Raw genomic sequence first — 13885 nt, 5'->3', positions numbered from 1 at the left:
GCCAGGCCTGTCTTTCGACATCCCCCTGCCCCGCTCCCGGAGAACCCATTGAAAATCGGCATCGACGGCAGGAACCTGAGATCGGCCACGGATGGAATCGGCCGGTTCGTCCATAAGTCGATCAAGGCGCTGTCGGCGCTCGGCGCCGAGGTCTGCGTCTACGTTCCCGCCCCGATTAATGCCGACTACCAGTTGCCGCGCGCCGTCGCCTTGCGGACGGGCGGATACCGGTCGCTTCCGGGGCGGGCATTGTGGGGGCAAGCCGTCCTGCCTGCCGCGGCCGCTCGTGACGAGGTCGAGGTTTTCTGGGGGCCGTCCCACCGCCTGCCACTCGTTCTGGACAGCCGGATCGCGCGGGTAGTGACCGTCCACGACCTTGTCTGGGTGCACGCGCCCGAAACCATGCGCATGCGGACCTTGCTCGGCGAGCGCCTGCTGATGAAACCGGCGTTGCGAAGGGCCGATGTCGTGGCGGCCGATTCCAGCGCCACGGCAGCTGCGTTGAAGGCAGAGTTTTCATGGCTGAAGGCGCCGGTCCGCACGGTCGCGCCCGGCACCACGCCACTCCCCGCACCGGGCGGTTTTTCCAGCCTCGAACCTCTCGGCATCGCGAGGCCTTACGCGCTTTTTGTCGGCACGCTGGAGCCCAGGAAGAATCTCGGCAATCTTATCAAGGCCTATGGGCTGCTGCCTGAAGATGTTCGCTCGGGTTGCGATCTCGTCATCGTCGGCGGCAGCGGCTGGAAACAAACAGGCCTGGCGGACGAGGTGCGCCGAGGCGGGCTCGAGGAGAAAATCATTTTCACCGGCTTCGTCGACGACACCTTGCTCGCGACGCTCTACGCGAACTGCCTCTTTCTGGCCATGCCATCTCTCTACGAGGGCTTCGGCTTCCCGATCGTGGAAGCACAATCGTTCGGCAAACCCGTGCTGACATCGAACACATCGTCAATGCCGGAAGTGGCCGGCGAAAGCGCCGTTCTCGTCGATCCGCACAATGCCGAGGCGATCGCCAGCGGCTTTCGTCATCTTTGCCTCGATGCGCAATTGCGCCAAAAGCTTGCCTCCGGCGCACGCGGCAACGCGGAGCGCTTTACCTGGGAGAACCACGCCAAAGGCATGCTCAAGATCTTCGGGCAGGCCATCCGGCAAAGACGAAAGACGCCTGTTTGAAGGTCCTGCATTTCTTCAAGACATACTGGCCGGACAGCTTCGGCGGCGTGGAGCGCACCATCCATGCCATCGCCGAGAGCACCGCCAGCCACGGCGTCGAAACGCAAGTTCTTTCGCTGAGCAGCACGCCGGAGGAAAACACCAGGCGCATCGGCGGCCACATGGCCGTGAAAGCCAGGCTGGATTTCGAGCTGGCCTCGACAGGGTTTTCCCGCGACGTCTTTCGCAAATTCGATACGCTCGCCCGGCAATCCGACCTGGTGCACTACCATTTTCCGTGGCCGGTCATGGACATCGCGCATCTCAGATCGCGCCACGGCAAGCCGGCCGTCGTCACCTACCATTCCGACATCGTCAAGCAGCGCCTGCTGCTGCCGTTCTACAACCCGCTGATGCAGCGCTTCCTGCGCGATGTCGACGCGATCGTCGCGACATCGCCCGACTATCTGAGATCGAGCACGGTGCTCAGGCGGTTCACGGCCAAATCGACGGTCATTCCGATCGGCATAGACGAAAGCGCCTATCCCGTGCCGACAGAGACGGACATCAACTGGCGCCAATCGATGGTGTCGGAGCCTTTCGTCCTCTTCGTCGGCGTGCTGCGTTACTACAAGGGGTTGGATATCCTTATCAATGCGGCGGACCGGGCACGGTGCAAGATCGTCGTTGCCGGATCGGGACCGATCGAGCAGCAGTTGAAGCTCCAGGCCAAAATGCTCGACCGCGACAACATCATCTTCCTCGGCGAGGTGTCCGAGCCACGGAAGATGGCCCTGCTTCATGCCTGCAGCGGTTTCGTCTTCCCCTCGAACCAGCGGTCCGAGGCCTATGGCGTCTCGCTGGCGGAGGCGGCGATGTGCGGCAAGCCGATGATCTCGTGCGAGATCGGGACCGGAACCTCCTATGTGAACAAGGCCGGCGTCACCGGCCTTGTGGTCCCGCCTTCCGATCCGGCTCGGTTGGCCGAAGCCATTAACCGCCTGCTCGATTCCCCCGAGGAAGCGGAGAAATGGGGACGGGCCGCGCGCGAACGGTTCTACGATCTCTTCACCGCCGAAAAAATGGGGCAGGCCTATGCCGATCTCTATTTCCGGCTGCGCAATCGCGGCGTTTAGCCTGTACCCTGTGATTGCCGTTGCCTTTCATGCGCTCGCGGCATTGAGCTTTGCTCAGCCTCGTCCTATAAGGCCGCGCGCAGCGGGCATCTCCCGCCTGCTGGGGCGTCGCCAAGTGGTAAGGCATCGGTTTTTGGTACCGACATTCCCAGGTTCGAATCCTGGCGCCCCAGCCAACCTCTAAGAAAATGCCAACCTCGACCGGACGACCGCGCACGCCCTCTCGAAGCCTCGCACGGGGTGATGGAAGCCCCGCCGGCCCTCAGGCACTGTGGATGGCGATCGCGGTGGTCAGCAGGATGAGGCTCAGCAGCGCCAACGCCGCTCGGACAACGTGCGAGAGTTCCCAGCGATTACGAAGCACTGTCCATTCTTGCGTTGGCCGGAGCCGGGCTCCGGCGTTGCCCTCGGTTGCGAAGAAGCGCTTCGCCGGCGAGGTCAATTCCACGTCCTGCAGCCAGTGTTTGTTGATCGGCTGGGTCATGAGCCAGAAGACAAGCTGCATGATGAGAAGCGCAACCAGCGCGCCGGCGATGAGCCAGGACCGGACGGGGCCGCTCGATGTCAGCACCAGCGCAAACGTTGCAATGATCCCGCCAACCTCGGCGATGCCGCCTCCGATCGTGAAACCCGGATAGTAGATCCGCTGAACGACAAAATACTCTTGCCGGCCGAGCCGCAATTTGCCCGGCAACTCCAGCGCGTGTGCGAGAGCCATGGCCATCGCGCTCGCCACGAGGATGACGGTCAGGACCTGCAGGAAAACATACATCGGATGGCTCCGGCCAGCTTCGATGATTCGAGCGACGCTTCGGAGTCGAACGTGACCGTGCGGACAGGGTTCCGCCGCGGCAGGGTTTACCGGCCGGCAATGACGGATGCGGCTCGCCACAGCCGGCGCGATGATGCGCTTTGTGCCGGACGAGATGCGCGATCGCAGCGGAGCGAAGCGTCGGCCTAAACCTTTTCCGCCGACAGGCGTTGTTCGTCCATACGGACCGGAATGACAGCCAGCGGAGAGGCTCAACCGATGTATTTCATGGCATTGGCCACCGACTATGATGGCACGCTGGCGCATGACGGGCTGGTCACCGCAAGCACCATCTCGGCGCTGGAAAAGCTGAAGAAATCCGGACGCAAGCTTATCCTCGTCACGGGCCGCGAGTTGCCTGATCTGCAAGAGGTGTTTCCAGAACTCGGCCTGTTCGACAAGGTCGTCGCCGAAAACGGCGCGCTGATCTACACGCCGGCCAGCGAGGAAGAGCGGACGATCTCCCCTGCCCCCTCCGCCGACTTGGTCGACAGGCTCAAGAAGCGCGGCGTCAAGCCGCTCTCGGTCGGCCGCTCGATCGTCGCCACCTGGGAGCCGCACCAGGCGACGGCGCTCGACGTCATCAAGAAGCTCGGGCTGGAGTTGGAGATCATCTTCAACAAGGGCGCGGTGATGATCCTGCCCTCAGGCATCAACAAGGCGACCGGACTGGCGGCCGCGCTCGGAGACCTGAAGCTGTCGCCGCACAATGTCGTCGCCGTCGGCGACGCAGAAAACGACCATGCTTTCCTCAGGGCCTCGGGTTGCAGCGTGGCCGTGGCCAACGCGCTTCCCGCCGTCAAGGAAACCGCCGATCTCGTCACCGGCGAGACGCGCGGGAAGGGCGTCGAGGAACTGATCCGCAAGCTGATCAAGCGCGATCATCTGATTGCCAGAAAGCGCGCGCGCGGCGTCCTGCTTGGAACCTCCCGCGGCAAGGAGATTTATCTGTCACCGACGGAGACGGTTTTGATCGCCGGAAGCTCGGGCATCGGCAAATCGACTCTAGCCACCGCGCTTACCGAGCGGCTCGTCGAGAAGGGACTGCAGTTCTGCATTTTCGATCCCGAAGGCGACTATGACGGGCTGAAGGGCGCGGTGCCGCTCGGCAACGGCTCGACCGCGCCGAACAAGGAGCAGTTGCTGGAACTGATCGACAAGCCCGAGACCAACGTCGTGGTCAACGGGCTGGCGCTGAAGGTCGACGAGCGTCCCGATTTCTTCGCCGAATTGCTGCCCGGCCTCGGCAACGTCCGTTACCGCACGGCAAGACCGCATTGGCTGATCATCGACGAGGCGCATCATTTGATGCCCAAGCGGCGCGGGGATACGCGCGCCGTGCTTTCGGCCGAGCTGCCCGGCACGGTGCTGATCACTGTCCATCCGGAAGCGATCTCCACCGATGCGCTGCGCCTGGTGACCAATGTGATCGCGCTCGGCCCACAGGCGAAAGACGTCATCAGGACCTTCTGCAAGGAAACCGGACTGCCGGCGCCGAAGAACCTTGCCTCGCCGAAGGGTGACCGCGTGCTGTTCTGGCGGCCGCACGACGACAGGAAGCCGGTCACGGTGAAGGCTATCGAGCCCAAGCAATCGCTGAAGCGGCACAGCCGCAAATATGCCGAAGGCGAGCTCGACGAGGCCGGCAGCTTCTATTTCACCGGACCGAAGAAGGCGATGAACCTTCGGGCCCACAACCTCATCATCTTCGCCCAGATGGCGGAAGGCATCGACGACAGGACCTGGGAATACCATCTGCGCGCCGGCGACTATTCCAGATGGTTCCGCCACCAGATCAGGGACAAGGAGCTCGCCCGCGAAACCGCCGAGGCCGAGAAGGACAAGACGCTATCGGCGGACGAAAGCCGCAAGCTGGTGCTCGACGCCGTGCGCCGCCGCTACACGGCGCCAGCGTCTGCTCCGGAGAAATAGGAACTCAGCTCGCCTCGCGCATCGATTCGGCTGCCTGCAGGTCGACCGAGACCAGCTGGCTGACGCCCTGCTCGGCCATGGTGACGCCGAACAGCCGGTCCATGCGCGCCATGGTGATGGGATTGTGGGTGATGATGACGAAGCGCGTCTCCGTCGTCTTCGACATCTCGTCCATCAAATTGCAGAAGCGCTCGACATTGTGATCGTCGAGCGGCGCGTCGACCTCGTCTAGCACGCAGATCGGCGCCGGATTGGTGAGAAAGACAGCGAAGATCAGCGACATCGCCGTCAGCGCCTGCTCGCCGCCGGAAAGCAGCGTCATGGTCTGCGGCTTCTTGCCGGGCGGACGGGCAAGGATTTCGAGCCCCGCCTCCAGCGGGTCTTCGGACTCGATGAGCTGCAATTCGGCGGTGCCGCCGCCGAACAGATGCGCAAACAGTCGCTGGAAATGGCTGTTGACCACCTCGAAGGCGGCCAGAAGCCGTTCGCGGCCCTCGCGATTGAGGCTCTGGATCGCCTGGCGCAGCTTGCGGATCGCCTCGATGATGTCCTCGCGCTCGGAAACAATGGTTTCCAGACGCTCCGACAATTCCTTCTGCTCTTCCTCGGCGCGCAGATTGACGGCGCCGAGCCGCTCGCGCTCGATCTTCAGCCGATCGAGCTGACGTTCGATCTCGACCATATCGGGCATCGGGTCGTCGGCTTCGAGGCCGGTGTGCTTGATGACGAGATGCGGCGGCGTGTTCAGCGCTTCCTGGATGCGCGCCTCGACTTCGGCGCGGCGCTCATCGGCCGCGGTCAATCGCTCCTCGGTGCGGACACGGGTTTCACGCGCTTCGGCGAGCGACTGGATCGCGGCGGTCGCCGCCTTGTCGAGCTCGGCCTGCTTGTTCTCCGCCTCCTGCAGGCGGTCGCCGGCAGCCTGGCGCAGCGCCTCGGCCTCGGAAAGCTGCGACAGCAGGGCGCGGCGCTTGGCGTCGATCTCGTCCGGCGCATCGGCCAGCCTCTCGCGCTCGGCTTTGGCCTCGGCCTTGCGCTCGCCGAGGGCGGCGATCTGCGTCGAGGCGTTCTCGGCGCGCTCCAGCCAGTTCTTGCGCTCGGCGCCGATGGCAGCGAGCCGGCGCATGCGCGCCTCGGCCTCGCGCCGCAGCCCTTCATGCACGGCGCGCGCGTCGGCGAGTGTGGCGCGGTCGCGCGAGACATTGGCGGAAGCCTGTTCGAGCTGCAATTGCAGATCGCCGAGATCGGGCGCGTCCGTCAGCATTTCCTCGGCTTCGAGGAAGGCGGCCTGCGTCTCTTCATGGCTGTCGACGATGCGTGCGCGGGCGTCATCCAAGGCAGCACGCCGGCTCACCAGCTCGCCGCCGGCCTTCTCGGCCTCGGCCAGCGCGTTGCGGGCGGCATCCAGCGCATGCTGGGCATCGCGGCCGGCCTGGCGCGCATTGCGCTCGGCTTCGCTTGCCTGGCGCATGGCCTGCTCGGCGCGCGCCAGCGCTTCCTCGGCCTCACGCACGACGCGCGTCGCCTGCACGGCCTCGGCATCGAGTTCGGCCAGACGGTTCTTCTGCGCCAGCCGCTGCGCGGCGGCGGTCGGGGCATCGGCGCTTGCCGTCAAGCCGTCCCAACGCCACAGCGCGCCGTCGCGGCTGACCAGCCGCTGGCCGGGCGCGAGCTGCGCCTGAACCCGGCGGCCGTCGGCGGCCTCGACGATGCCGATCTGCGCCAGCCGGCGGGCCAGTTGCGCCGGCGCGCGCACCACGCTGGCGAGGCTCTTCACGCCTTCGGGCAGCGCCGCATCGCCCGGCTGGACCGCGCTTTCGCCCCAATGCACCGGGGCGCTGCGGTCGAGCGGGACGTCGAGATCCTCGCCAAGAGCTGCGCCAAGCGCCGTCTCATAGCCGCGCTCGACGCTGATCTGCTCCAGCACCGACGGAAAGAGATCGCCGCTCGCGGCGTTGAGGATCTTCGCCAGCGTGCGCGCTTCGGTCTCGATGCGCGCCAGTTCGGCCCTTGCATCCTGCAGCGGAGGCCTTGCGGCGCTTTCGGCGGCGCGGGCCTCGGCGACCGCCTGCTCGGCGGCAATGGCGCCAGCCTCGCCCTCTTCCAGCCGAGCCAGCGCGTCCTCGACCAGCAGGCGCTTCTCGGCCGGATCGGGCAGGCCGGAAATGCGCGCGACGATATCGGAAAGCTCGCGGTCGACCTCAGCCAACTGGCGGGCGAAGCGATCGCGGCGCTCGGCGGTCTCGCGCAGCGTGCGCTCGATCTGATTGCGCGAGGCGGCCGCCTCGGCGCGCTCGGCGGTCAGCGTGGCAAGTTTTGCCTCGCTCTGCGACAGCGTCGCGCCGGCCTGCTCGAAGGCGGCGCGCGTGCTTGCCTCGCGCTCGGCGGCACCCGCATCGTCCGAGTTGAGTTCGGCTTCCTCGGCGCGCAGGCGCTCGAGAATGTCGGCATTGTCGCGCACCATCCGCTCCTCGCGGGCGATGTCGGCGTCGAGCTGCTGCAGGCGGCGTTCGAGCTCAGTCTGGCGGGCACGGATGCGACCGGCCTCTTCCTCGATCTGCGTCTTGGCGATCGACAGGCGCTGGAAGGCGGCAGCAGCCGCGGCTTCCGCGTCGCGCAGGTCCGGCAAGCGATGCGCGGCGATGCCCTGCTCCCGGGCGGCCGCCATCTGGGCGGCGGCGCGGTCGCCGACCAGCGTGGTGGCGACCGCAAGGGCGGAACGCGCCTCGCCTTCCTGGGTTTTGGCCAGAGTCCAGCGCAGATGCAGCAGCGTCGCTTCGGCTTTACGGATATCGGCCGACAGGTTCTTGAAACGCGAGGCCTGGCGCGCCTGGCGCTTCAGGCTCTCGATCTGGCCTTCCAACTCGCCGACGACGTCGTCCAGCCGCTCAAGGTTCTGTTCGGCCCCCTTCAGCCTCAATTCCGCTTCATGCCGGCGCGTGTGCAGGCCGGAAATGCCGGCGGCCTCCTCGAGCAGCGCGCGGCGCGCCTGGGGCTTTGCCTGGATCAGCTCGCCGATGCGGCCCTGGCCGACCATGGAGGGCGAGCGGGCGCCGGTCGACTGGTCGGCGAAGAGCAACTGCACGTCCTTGGCGCGGGCGTCCTTGCCGTTGATGCGATAGAGCGAACCGGCCTCGCGCTCGATGCGGCGCGACACCTGCAGTTCATCGGCGTCGTTGAAGGCGGAAGGCGCGGTGCGGTCGCTGTTGTCGAGGAAAAGCGTGACTTCGGCGGTGTTGCGCGCCGGGCGCGCGCCAGAGCCTGAGAAGATCACGTCGTCCATACCGGACGCGCGCATGTTCTTGTAGGAGCTTTCGCCCATCACCCAACGCAGCGCTTCGACGAGGTTCGATTTGCCGCAGCCGTTCGGCCCGACAATGCCGGTCAGTCCGCGTTCGATGACGAACTCGCCGGGCTCGACGAAGGATTTGAAACCGAGGAGGCGAAGGCGCGAAAATTTCATTCGCGCCGCCCCACACTACAGGCCAAGGCGCCGAAGCCGGACCGCTTCGGCGCGGCCTGGATGTCAGAGCAGAGGGTCGATGATGGCCGACATTTCCTCAATCGACATCGCCCCTTTGTAGGTCTTTCCGTTGATGAAGAAGGTCGGCGTCGAGTCGACCTTGAACTCGTCCGCTCCGCGTTTCTGAACAGCTCTCACATCGTCCAGAAGTTTCTGGTCCGTCAAGCAGGACTCAAAGGACTCCTGTGTAAAACCGGCCAGCTTGGAAATCTGCAGCAGCGCTTCCTTGGTGTTGTTGACGCCAACCCAGCTCGGCTGCTGCTTGAACAGCACATCGACCATGGCGAAATAGTTGTCCTTGGAGCAGCGCGCCAGCATGAAGCCGGCCTCGGCGCTCGGGTCGAACGGGAATTCGCGCAGGATGTAACGCGCCTTGCCGGTGTCGATATATTTGGTCTTCAACTCAGGGAAGGTGGTCATCGCGAAGTGCGCGCAATGCGGGCAAGTCATCGACGCATATTCGACGATGGTGACCTTGGCGTCATCCTTGCCAAGCTGCTTGTCCGGCAGCGCGCCGGGCTTCAGCAGTTGCGCCATGTCGACCGTGCCTTGCGCCTCAGGCACCTGGGCCGCCGCAGGCGTGGCTGCCGGCTTGGCAGGCGTCGACGGGTTGGCCGGCTTTACATCGGCGGCCTTCGCCTCCTCGCCGGAATCGCTGCATGCGGCAAGTAGCGCCACCGCAGGAATAGCGGCCAGCGTGGTCAGAAGGTTTCTGCGGGACAAGCTTTTGCCAAACGGGGCACGGTTCATGCGAATCACCTGATATCGGTTGGATTTTGCAATGCAAGGGCTAGAAAAGGCGAGAGTTGGCGCGAATTAAGGCATCGCGATCCCCAATCCAATCGCGAAACTTGATCATCGGCATCACGAATGCGCGAGATTGGTGACGCATTCATGACGCTTCTTACGACCCTTTGGGCTTCCTTTCACCCATAATTGTGGCGCCGAGTCGCTCCAGCGAAGCGCGCAAGCCGTCATCCTCGATCTTGCCCACCATGCGCGAAAGCTTCGATTTCTCGGCCTCGCTCAAGGGACGCGGCGCCGGCTTCGGCGGGGCCTTTTGCGAAAGCACCGGTTTCTGTAGAATCTTGATGCGGCCGATCGCGTTGAAGCCAAGGAAGGCGTTGACGCGGTTGATGACCTCGCCGGCCTCGTGCTGCAGATGCAGCGCCGCCATGCCTTCGCAGGCAATGATCAACGTCGCCGGCTCGAACGGATCGTCCTCATGCAGGCGGCGCGGCCACTGGATCTTTTCCGGCCGCGAGTGGCTGGCCAGGCGCGGTCCGGCGATCTCCTCCCAGGACTGCACCAGCCCGATCGAGATGCCGGCGCGCTTCTTCAGCACCGGATCGAGTATCGCGGTCGCGAGATCGCTCACCGGAACGGGATTGCCGAAGGGCCTTTTCCCTGCCATGTGCGTTCTCCAGTCCCCAGCTCATCCGATCAATGACACCGCTCGATCAGACCCGCAAGGCATCACAGCAGGCCGCACCCGGCGACATCGGATCCGGAGATACCAGCAAAGCTGGATCCCAGGATATCGCGTCCCGCCTGCTTGCCTGGTATGACGCCCATCACCGCGATCTGCCTTGGCGCGTCGCGCCCGGGGCGTTTGCGCGCGGCGCAAGGGCCGATCCCTATCGCGTCTGGCTGTCCGAGGTGATGCTGCAGCAGACCACGGTCGAGGCGGTAAAAGCTTATTTCCGCAACTTCGTCGAGAAATGGCCGACGGTCGAGGCGCTGGCAGCGGCGCCAGCCGAGGACGTGATGAAAGCCTGGGCCGGGCTTGGCTATTATTCCCGGGCACGCAATCTGAAAGCCTGCGCAGACCTAGTGGCGCTCCGGGGCGGCCGTTTTCCCGACACCGAGGCCGGCTTGCGCGAATTGCCGGGGATCGGCGCCTACACGGCGGCGGCAATCGCGGCAATCGCCTTCGAACGGCCGGCCGCAGTCGTCGACGGTAATGTCGAGCGGGTCGTGACCCGGCTCCGTTCGATCGAGACGCCGCTCAGCGAAGCCAAGCCGCAAATCCGCGCGCTGGTCGAGAAGCTGGTGCCCCGGACGCGGCCCGGCGATTTCGCCCAGGCGACGATGGACCTCGGCGCGACGATCTGCACGCCGAAGCGGCCGCGCTGCATGCTCTGCCCGGTCCGCGAGGATTGCAGCGCCGTTCTTAGCGGCGATCCGGAACACTTCCCGGTCCGCCCGCCGAAAGACGACAAGCCGCTTCGCAAGGGCGCTGCCTTCGTCGCCGAGCGCGACGACGGCGCCATCCTTTTGCGCAAGCGGCCGAACAAGGGCCTGCTCGGTGGCATGACCGAGGTGCCGACCACGAGTTGGACCGCCCGGATAGACGGGGCCACGACGGCCGAGGCCGCGCCCTTTCCCGCCGATTGGCGGCGCGCTGGGCGGATCGGGCATGTCTTCACCCATTTCGCGCTCGAACTCGAAATCTTCCATGCCCAGATTGAAGGCGATGCGCCCGCAGGCCATTTCTGGTCGCTGGCCCATGAAATATCCGGAGAAGCGCTGCCCACCGTCATGAAAAAGGTAATCGAGGCGGCGATACCGGGCGCGACCAAGACCCAACGCCCGCAGTGAAAGGCATGCAATGACCGAAATCCGCCATATCGTGTTCGACATCGGCAAGGTGCTGATCCATTACGATCCGAATATCCCGTTCAGCCGCCTGATCCCGGATGCCGAAGAGCGAAAGTGGTTCTTCGACAATGTCTGCACGCATGACTGGAACATCGAACAGGACCGCGGCCGGACATGGCAGGAGGCGGAGGCGCTGCTGGTTGCCGAGCATCCCGACCATGCCGAGAACATCCGTAACTTCCGCCGCTACTGGCACGAGATGGTGCCGCACGCCTATGAGGACAGCGTCGCCATCATGGTCGGCCTGATCGAGAGTGGCCACGACGTGACCATGCTGACCAACTTCGCCGCCGACACGCTTGCCGAAGCACGGCAGCGTTTCGACTTTCTCAACCGGCCGCGCGGCGTGACCGTGTCGGCCGATGTTCGTCAGATCAAACCCGACCGCGCCATCTACGATCATCACGTGGCCGCTTTCGGCCTCGAGCCCGCCGCCACGCTGTTCATCGACGACAGCCAGAAGAATGTCGACGGCGCCAAGGCCGCAGGCTGGCAGGCGGTGCTGTTCACCGATGCCAGGACGCTTAAAGCGGACCTTGAACGGTTCGGGATTACGGCTTGAACTGAATCGCTTGCGGCGATCGGTTGAAGTCTTGATTCAGGCCCCTGCCCGCTCCATGCCGAGGCGGGCGATGCGGCGCAGCTCGTCGATCGGGGTCAGGCCGCCGCTTCGCTCATAGTGCCAGAAGGTCCAGCCGTTGCAGGCGTCGAGACCCTGCACTTCGGCGCCGATCTTGTGGATCGAGCCGGCGCTGTCGCCGATCGCCAGCGTGCCGTCGGCGCGCACCTTTGCTGCCCAGCGCTTCTTGGCGTCGTAGAGCGTGGCGCCGGGCGTCACCAGGCCGTTGTCGATCAGGCTGATGAAGGCGACGCGCGGTTCGGCGCGCTTACCGGAAAGCACGGTGAGATCGGCGTTTTCCAGCGGGCGCACCGCGGCGATGCGCTCATTGGCGGCGTCGATATAAGCCTGCTCACGCTCGATGCCGACGAAGTGACGGCCGAGGCGCTTGGCGACCGCACCGGTGGTGCCGGAGCCGAAGAAGGGATCGAGCACGACGTCGCCCGGCTTGGTCGAGGCCATCATGATGCGGGCAAGCAACGCCTCCGGCTTCTGCGTCGGATGCAGCTTGTTGCCGTTTTCGTCCTTCAGGCGCTCGCCGCCGGTGCAGATCGGGAACAGCCAGTCGGAGCGCATCTGCAGATCGTCGTTCGAAGCCTTCAGCGCTTCATAATTGAACGTGTAGCCCTTGGCCTTCTGGTCGCGCGAGGCCCAGATCATCGTCTCATGCGCGTTCTGGAAACGGCGGCCGCGGAAATTGGGCATCGGGTTGGTCTTGCGCCAGACGACGTCGTTGAGGATCCAGAAGCCCAGATCCTGCATGCGGGCGCCGACGCGGAAAATGTTGTGGTAGGAACCGATGACCCAGATGGTGCCGCTGGGCTTCAATACGCGGCGCGCCGCGAGCAGCCAGGCGCGGGTGAAGGCGTCATAGGCCTCGAAGCTCTCGAACTGGTCCCAGTCGTCGTCGACGGCGTCGACCTTGGATTGGTCGGGTCGGTGCAGGTCGCCGTCGAGCTGCAAATTATAGGGCGGGTCGGCGAAGATGATGTCGATCGACTTTTCCGGCAGCCTGTCGAGAGCGGCGACGCAATCGCCCTTCAGGATCGTGTCCAGCCATTCGGACTGCTGGGCAGCGTGGGAAAGCTCGTCGAGAAGACGCACAGCAGACATCAAAACACCCAAAAATACGCGTTACGGTTTACTGGCTGTTATGGTTACCGATCAGCGTAAACATTCGGTGAAGGCCTGAGGCCCGGGCCGACGGCGTCTCAGTTTGAATTTAGATGAAGTCAACGGCCTGACCGTCCGCCGGATAACCGAACACGCGAAATCCGTAGGGAGTTTCCTCGCCAGGCACATGTACCTTCTTGAGAGCCGACCGGACAAGCTCTCGCTGGGCGGACGTCTCGACCTGAATGTCTAAGTGAAGGATCGATTCGTACCCTCCATCCTTAAAGTGGTAGAACCATTCACGATCTGGCTTCGAACGGTAGCCGCTTGTGGAAAGCGCGCTCCATACGGGAGGTGGATCGAGCGCGTACAATTCCATTCGAAGCTCATCCCATTTTGTGTTGCTCATCACAGGATTAAGCACTTACTTCCCCTCGCTCTGGCTGTTGACACCCGCGCCACCCCCGTCAATACAAGCGGATCTTTTGGATTGGTTGGGGCGATTCATGGCAGAATTGAGCGGTTATTTATGGATGGGAGGACTGGCTCTCATATTCGGTAGCCTGTATTGGGCAGCGACGTCTCGCCAAAGGAAAAGATTCAATGAGTACATTAGCAGATCCGACGCAGCGATAGAGAGAACAGACGCCTTGTTGAAGGCAAATAATGCGTCAATCGAGGCGGCTCAAACCAACACCAAGGCGATCGAAGAAAACACGACGGCAATTCGCGATCTGATCTCCAAGATGCAGGCGGAGCAGAAGTAGGTAGCGACAAGATAGCTTAGGCCGCGCGCATGTTGTAGGGACGGCCCTTCCCGGCCTCGGCGCAACGTCGTCAACTGAGACATTCCCCCGGACCACGCAGTTTGCGAAGGCCGGCCCATTGGTGTATGCCGCGCCGCTTGAGCCAGTCAGGCCCTCCCCCAACGTTTCCGG

12 protein-coding genes and 1 tRNA gene are annotated in these 13885 nt (G+C 64.2%); 7 read left to right on the top strand and 6 right to left on the bottom strand.

Going from position 1 to position 13885, the window contains the following annotated elements; all coding sequences use genetic code 11:
- Positions 1-48: 48 nt before the first annotated feature.
- The 3 genes from RFM68_RS08165 (at position 49) to RFM68_RS08155 (ending at position 2464) form a co-directional block, all read left to right on the top strand.
- Positions 49-1173: a glycosyltransferase family 4 protein gene (locus RFM68_RS08165; protein WP_320232214.1), complete on the top strand. Its 1125-nt coding sequence runs from the start codon at positions 49-51 to the stop codon at positions 1171-1173.
- Complete coding sequence (locus RFM68_RS08160) at positions 1170-2288, top strand: glycosyltransferase family 4 protein (protein ID WP_320232213.1); 1119 nt, start codon at positions 1170-1172, stop codon at positions 2286-2288. The genes RFM68_RS08165 and RFM68_RS08160 overlap by 4 nt, the downstream gene beginning before the upstream one ends.
- 101 nt (positions 2289-2389) lie before the next feature.
- Positions 2390-2464 (top strand) — tRNA-Gln (locus RFM68_RS08155).
- Positions 2465-2550: 86 nt separating this feature from the next.
- Here RFM68_RS08155 and RFM68_RS08150 read toward each other — a convergent pair.
- The gene (locus tag RFM68_RS08150) at positions 2551-3060 is read right to left on the bottom strand and encodes an anthrone oxygenase family protein (protein WP_320232212.1); all 510 of its coding nucleotides are present in this window, start codon (positions 3058-3060) and stop codon (positions 2551-2553) included.
- A gap of 258 nt (positions 3061-3318) precedes the next feature.
- Between RFM68_RS08150 and RFM68_RS08145 the strand changes: the two genes are divergently transcribed.
- A complete protein-coding gene (locus RFM68_RS08145) occupies positions 3319-5031 on the top strand; it encodes an HAD family hydrolase (RefSeq protein ID WP_320232453.1) in 1713 nt (570 codons plus the stop codon).
- A gap of 4 nt (positions 5032-5035) precedes the next feature.
- Here the strand turns inward: RFM68_RS08145 and smc are convergent, their stop codons facing one another.
- The 3 genes from smc to RFM68_RS08130 all read right to left on the bottom strand — a co-directional run bounded on the left by smc (position 5036) and on the right by RFM68_RS08130 (position 9968).
- Positions 5036-8494, bottom strand: a complete 3459-nt coding sequence (gene smc, locus RFM68_RS08140; protein WP_320232211.1) for a chromosome segregation protein SMC — start codon at positions 8492-8494, stop codon at positions 5036-5038.
- Positions 8495-8557: 63 nt separating this feature from the next.
- Positions 8558-9304: a DsbA family protein gene (locus tag RFM68_RS08135; protein WP_320232210.1), complete on the bottom strand. Its 747-nt coding sequence runs from the start codon at positions 9302-9304 to the stop codon at positions 8558-8560.
- Between the two features lie 154 nt (positions 9305-9458).
- Entirely contained in the window at positions 9459-9968 is a 510-nt protein-coding gene (locus RFM68_RS08130; RefSeq protein ID WP_320232209.1) for a DUF721 domain-containing protein, read from the bottom strand.
- A 32-nt stretch (positions 9969-10000) separates the two neighbouring features.
- Here RFM68_RS08130 and mutY point away from each other — a divergent pair, with 32 nt between their 5' ends.
- Together mutY and RFM68_RS08120 are read left to right on the top strand one after the other, a co-directional pair.
- Positions 10001-11155 carry an A/G-specific adenine glycosylase gene (gene mutY, locus RFM68_RS08125; RefSeq protein WP_320232208.1) on the top strand — a complete coding sequence of 385 codons (1155 nt, stop codon included), beginning with the start codon at positions 10001-10003 and terminating at the stop codon, positions 11153-11155.
- Positions 11156-11165: 10 nt separating this feature from the next.
- A complete protein-coding gene (locus RFM68_RS08120; protein ID WP_320232207.1) occupies positions 11166-11777 on the top strand; it encodes an HAD family hydrolase in 612 nt (203 codons plus the stop codon).
- Between the two features lie 36 nt (positions 11778-11813).
- Here RFM68_RS08120 and RFM68_RS08115 read toward each other — a convergent pair whose 3' ends face one another.
- The gene (locus RFM68_RS08115) at positions 11814-12947 is read right to left on the bottom strand and encodes a site-specific DNA-methyltransferase (protein WP_320232206.1); all 1134 of its coding nucleotides are present in this window, start codon (positions 12945-12947) and stop codon (positions 11814-11816) included.
- A gap of 109 nt (positions 12948-13056) precedes the next feature.
- Positions 13057-13356: a DUF6678 family protein gene (locus RFM68_RS08110; protein ID WP_320232452.1), complete on the bottom strand. Its 300-nt coding sequence runs from the start codon at positions 13354-13356 to the stop codon at positions 13057-13059.
- A 97-nt stretch (positions 13357-13453) separates the two neighbouring features.
- Here RFM68_RS08110 and RFM68_RS08105 point away from each other — a divergent pair, with 97 nt between their 5' ends.
- Complete coding sequence (locus RFM68_RS08105) at positions 13454-13714, top strand: hypothetical protein (protein WP_320232205.1); 261 nt, start codon at positions 13454-13456, stop codon at positions 13712-13714.
- The last annotated feature ends 171 nt before the right edge of the window (positions 13715-13885 follow it).

It is taken from the genome of Mesorhizobium montanum, assembly GCF_033977145.1.
Taxonomy (GTDB): Bacteria; Pseudomonadota; Alphaproteobacteria; order Rhizobiales; family Rhizobiaceae; genus Mesorhizobium; species Mesorhizobium montanum.
This window is presented reverse-complemented; position numbering and strand designations above follow the sequence as displayed.

Bases quoted from the DNA above. Each gene is read 5' to 3' on its own strand.
- RFM68_RS08130 (WP_320232209.1), bottom strand. From the start codon at position 9,968: ATGGCAGGGAAAAGGCCCTTCGGCAATCCCGTTCCGGTGAGCGATCTC.
- RFM68_RS08120 (WP_320232207.1), top strand. From the start codon at position 11,166: ATGACCGAAATCCGCCATATCGTGTTCGACATCGGCAAGGTGCTGATC.
- RFM68_RS08150 (WP_320232212.1), bottom strand. From the start codon at position 3,060: ATGTATGTTTTCCTGCAGGTCCTGACCGTCATCCTCGTGGCGAGCGCG.
- RFM68_RS08135 (WP_320232210.1), bottom strand. From the start codon at position 9,304: ATGAACCGTGCCCCGTTTGGCAAAAGCTTGTCCCGCAGAAACCTTCTG.
- mutY (WP_320232208.1), top strand. From the start codon at position 10,001: ATGACACCGCTCGATCAGACCCGCAAGGCATCACAGCAGGCCGCACCC.
- RFM68_RS08105 (WP_320232205.1), top strand. From the start codon at position 13,454: ATGGCAGAATTGAGCGGTTATTTATGGATGGGAGGACTGGCTCTCATA.
- RFM68_RS08145 (WP_320232453.1), top strand. From the start codon at position 3,319: ATGTATTTCATGGCATTGGCCACCGACTATGATGGCACGCTGGCGCAT.
- RFM68_RS08115 (WP_320232206.1), bottom strand. From the start codon at position 12,947: ATGTCTGCTGTGCGTCTTCTCGACGAGCTTTCCCACGCTGCCCAGCAG.
- RFM68_RS08110 (WP_320232452.1), bottom strand. From the start codon at position 13,356: ATGAGCAACACAAAATGGGATGAGCTTCGAATGGAATTGTACGCGCTC.
- smc (WP_320232211.1), bottom strand. From the start codon at position 8,494: ATGAAATTTTCGCGCCTTCGCCTCCTCGGTTTCAAATCCTTCGTCGAG.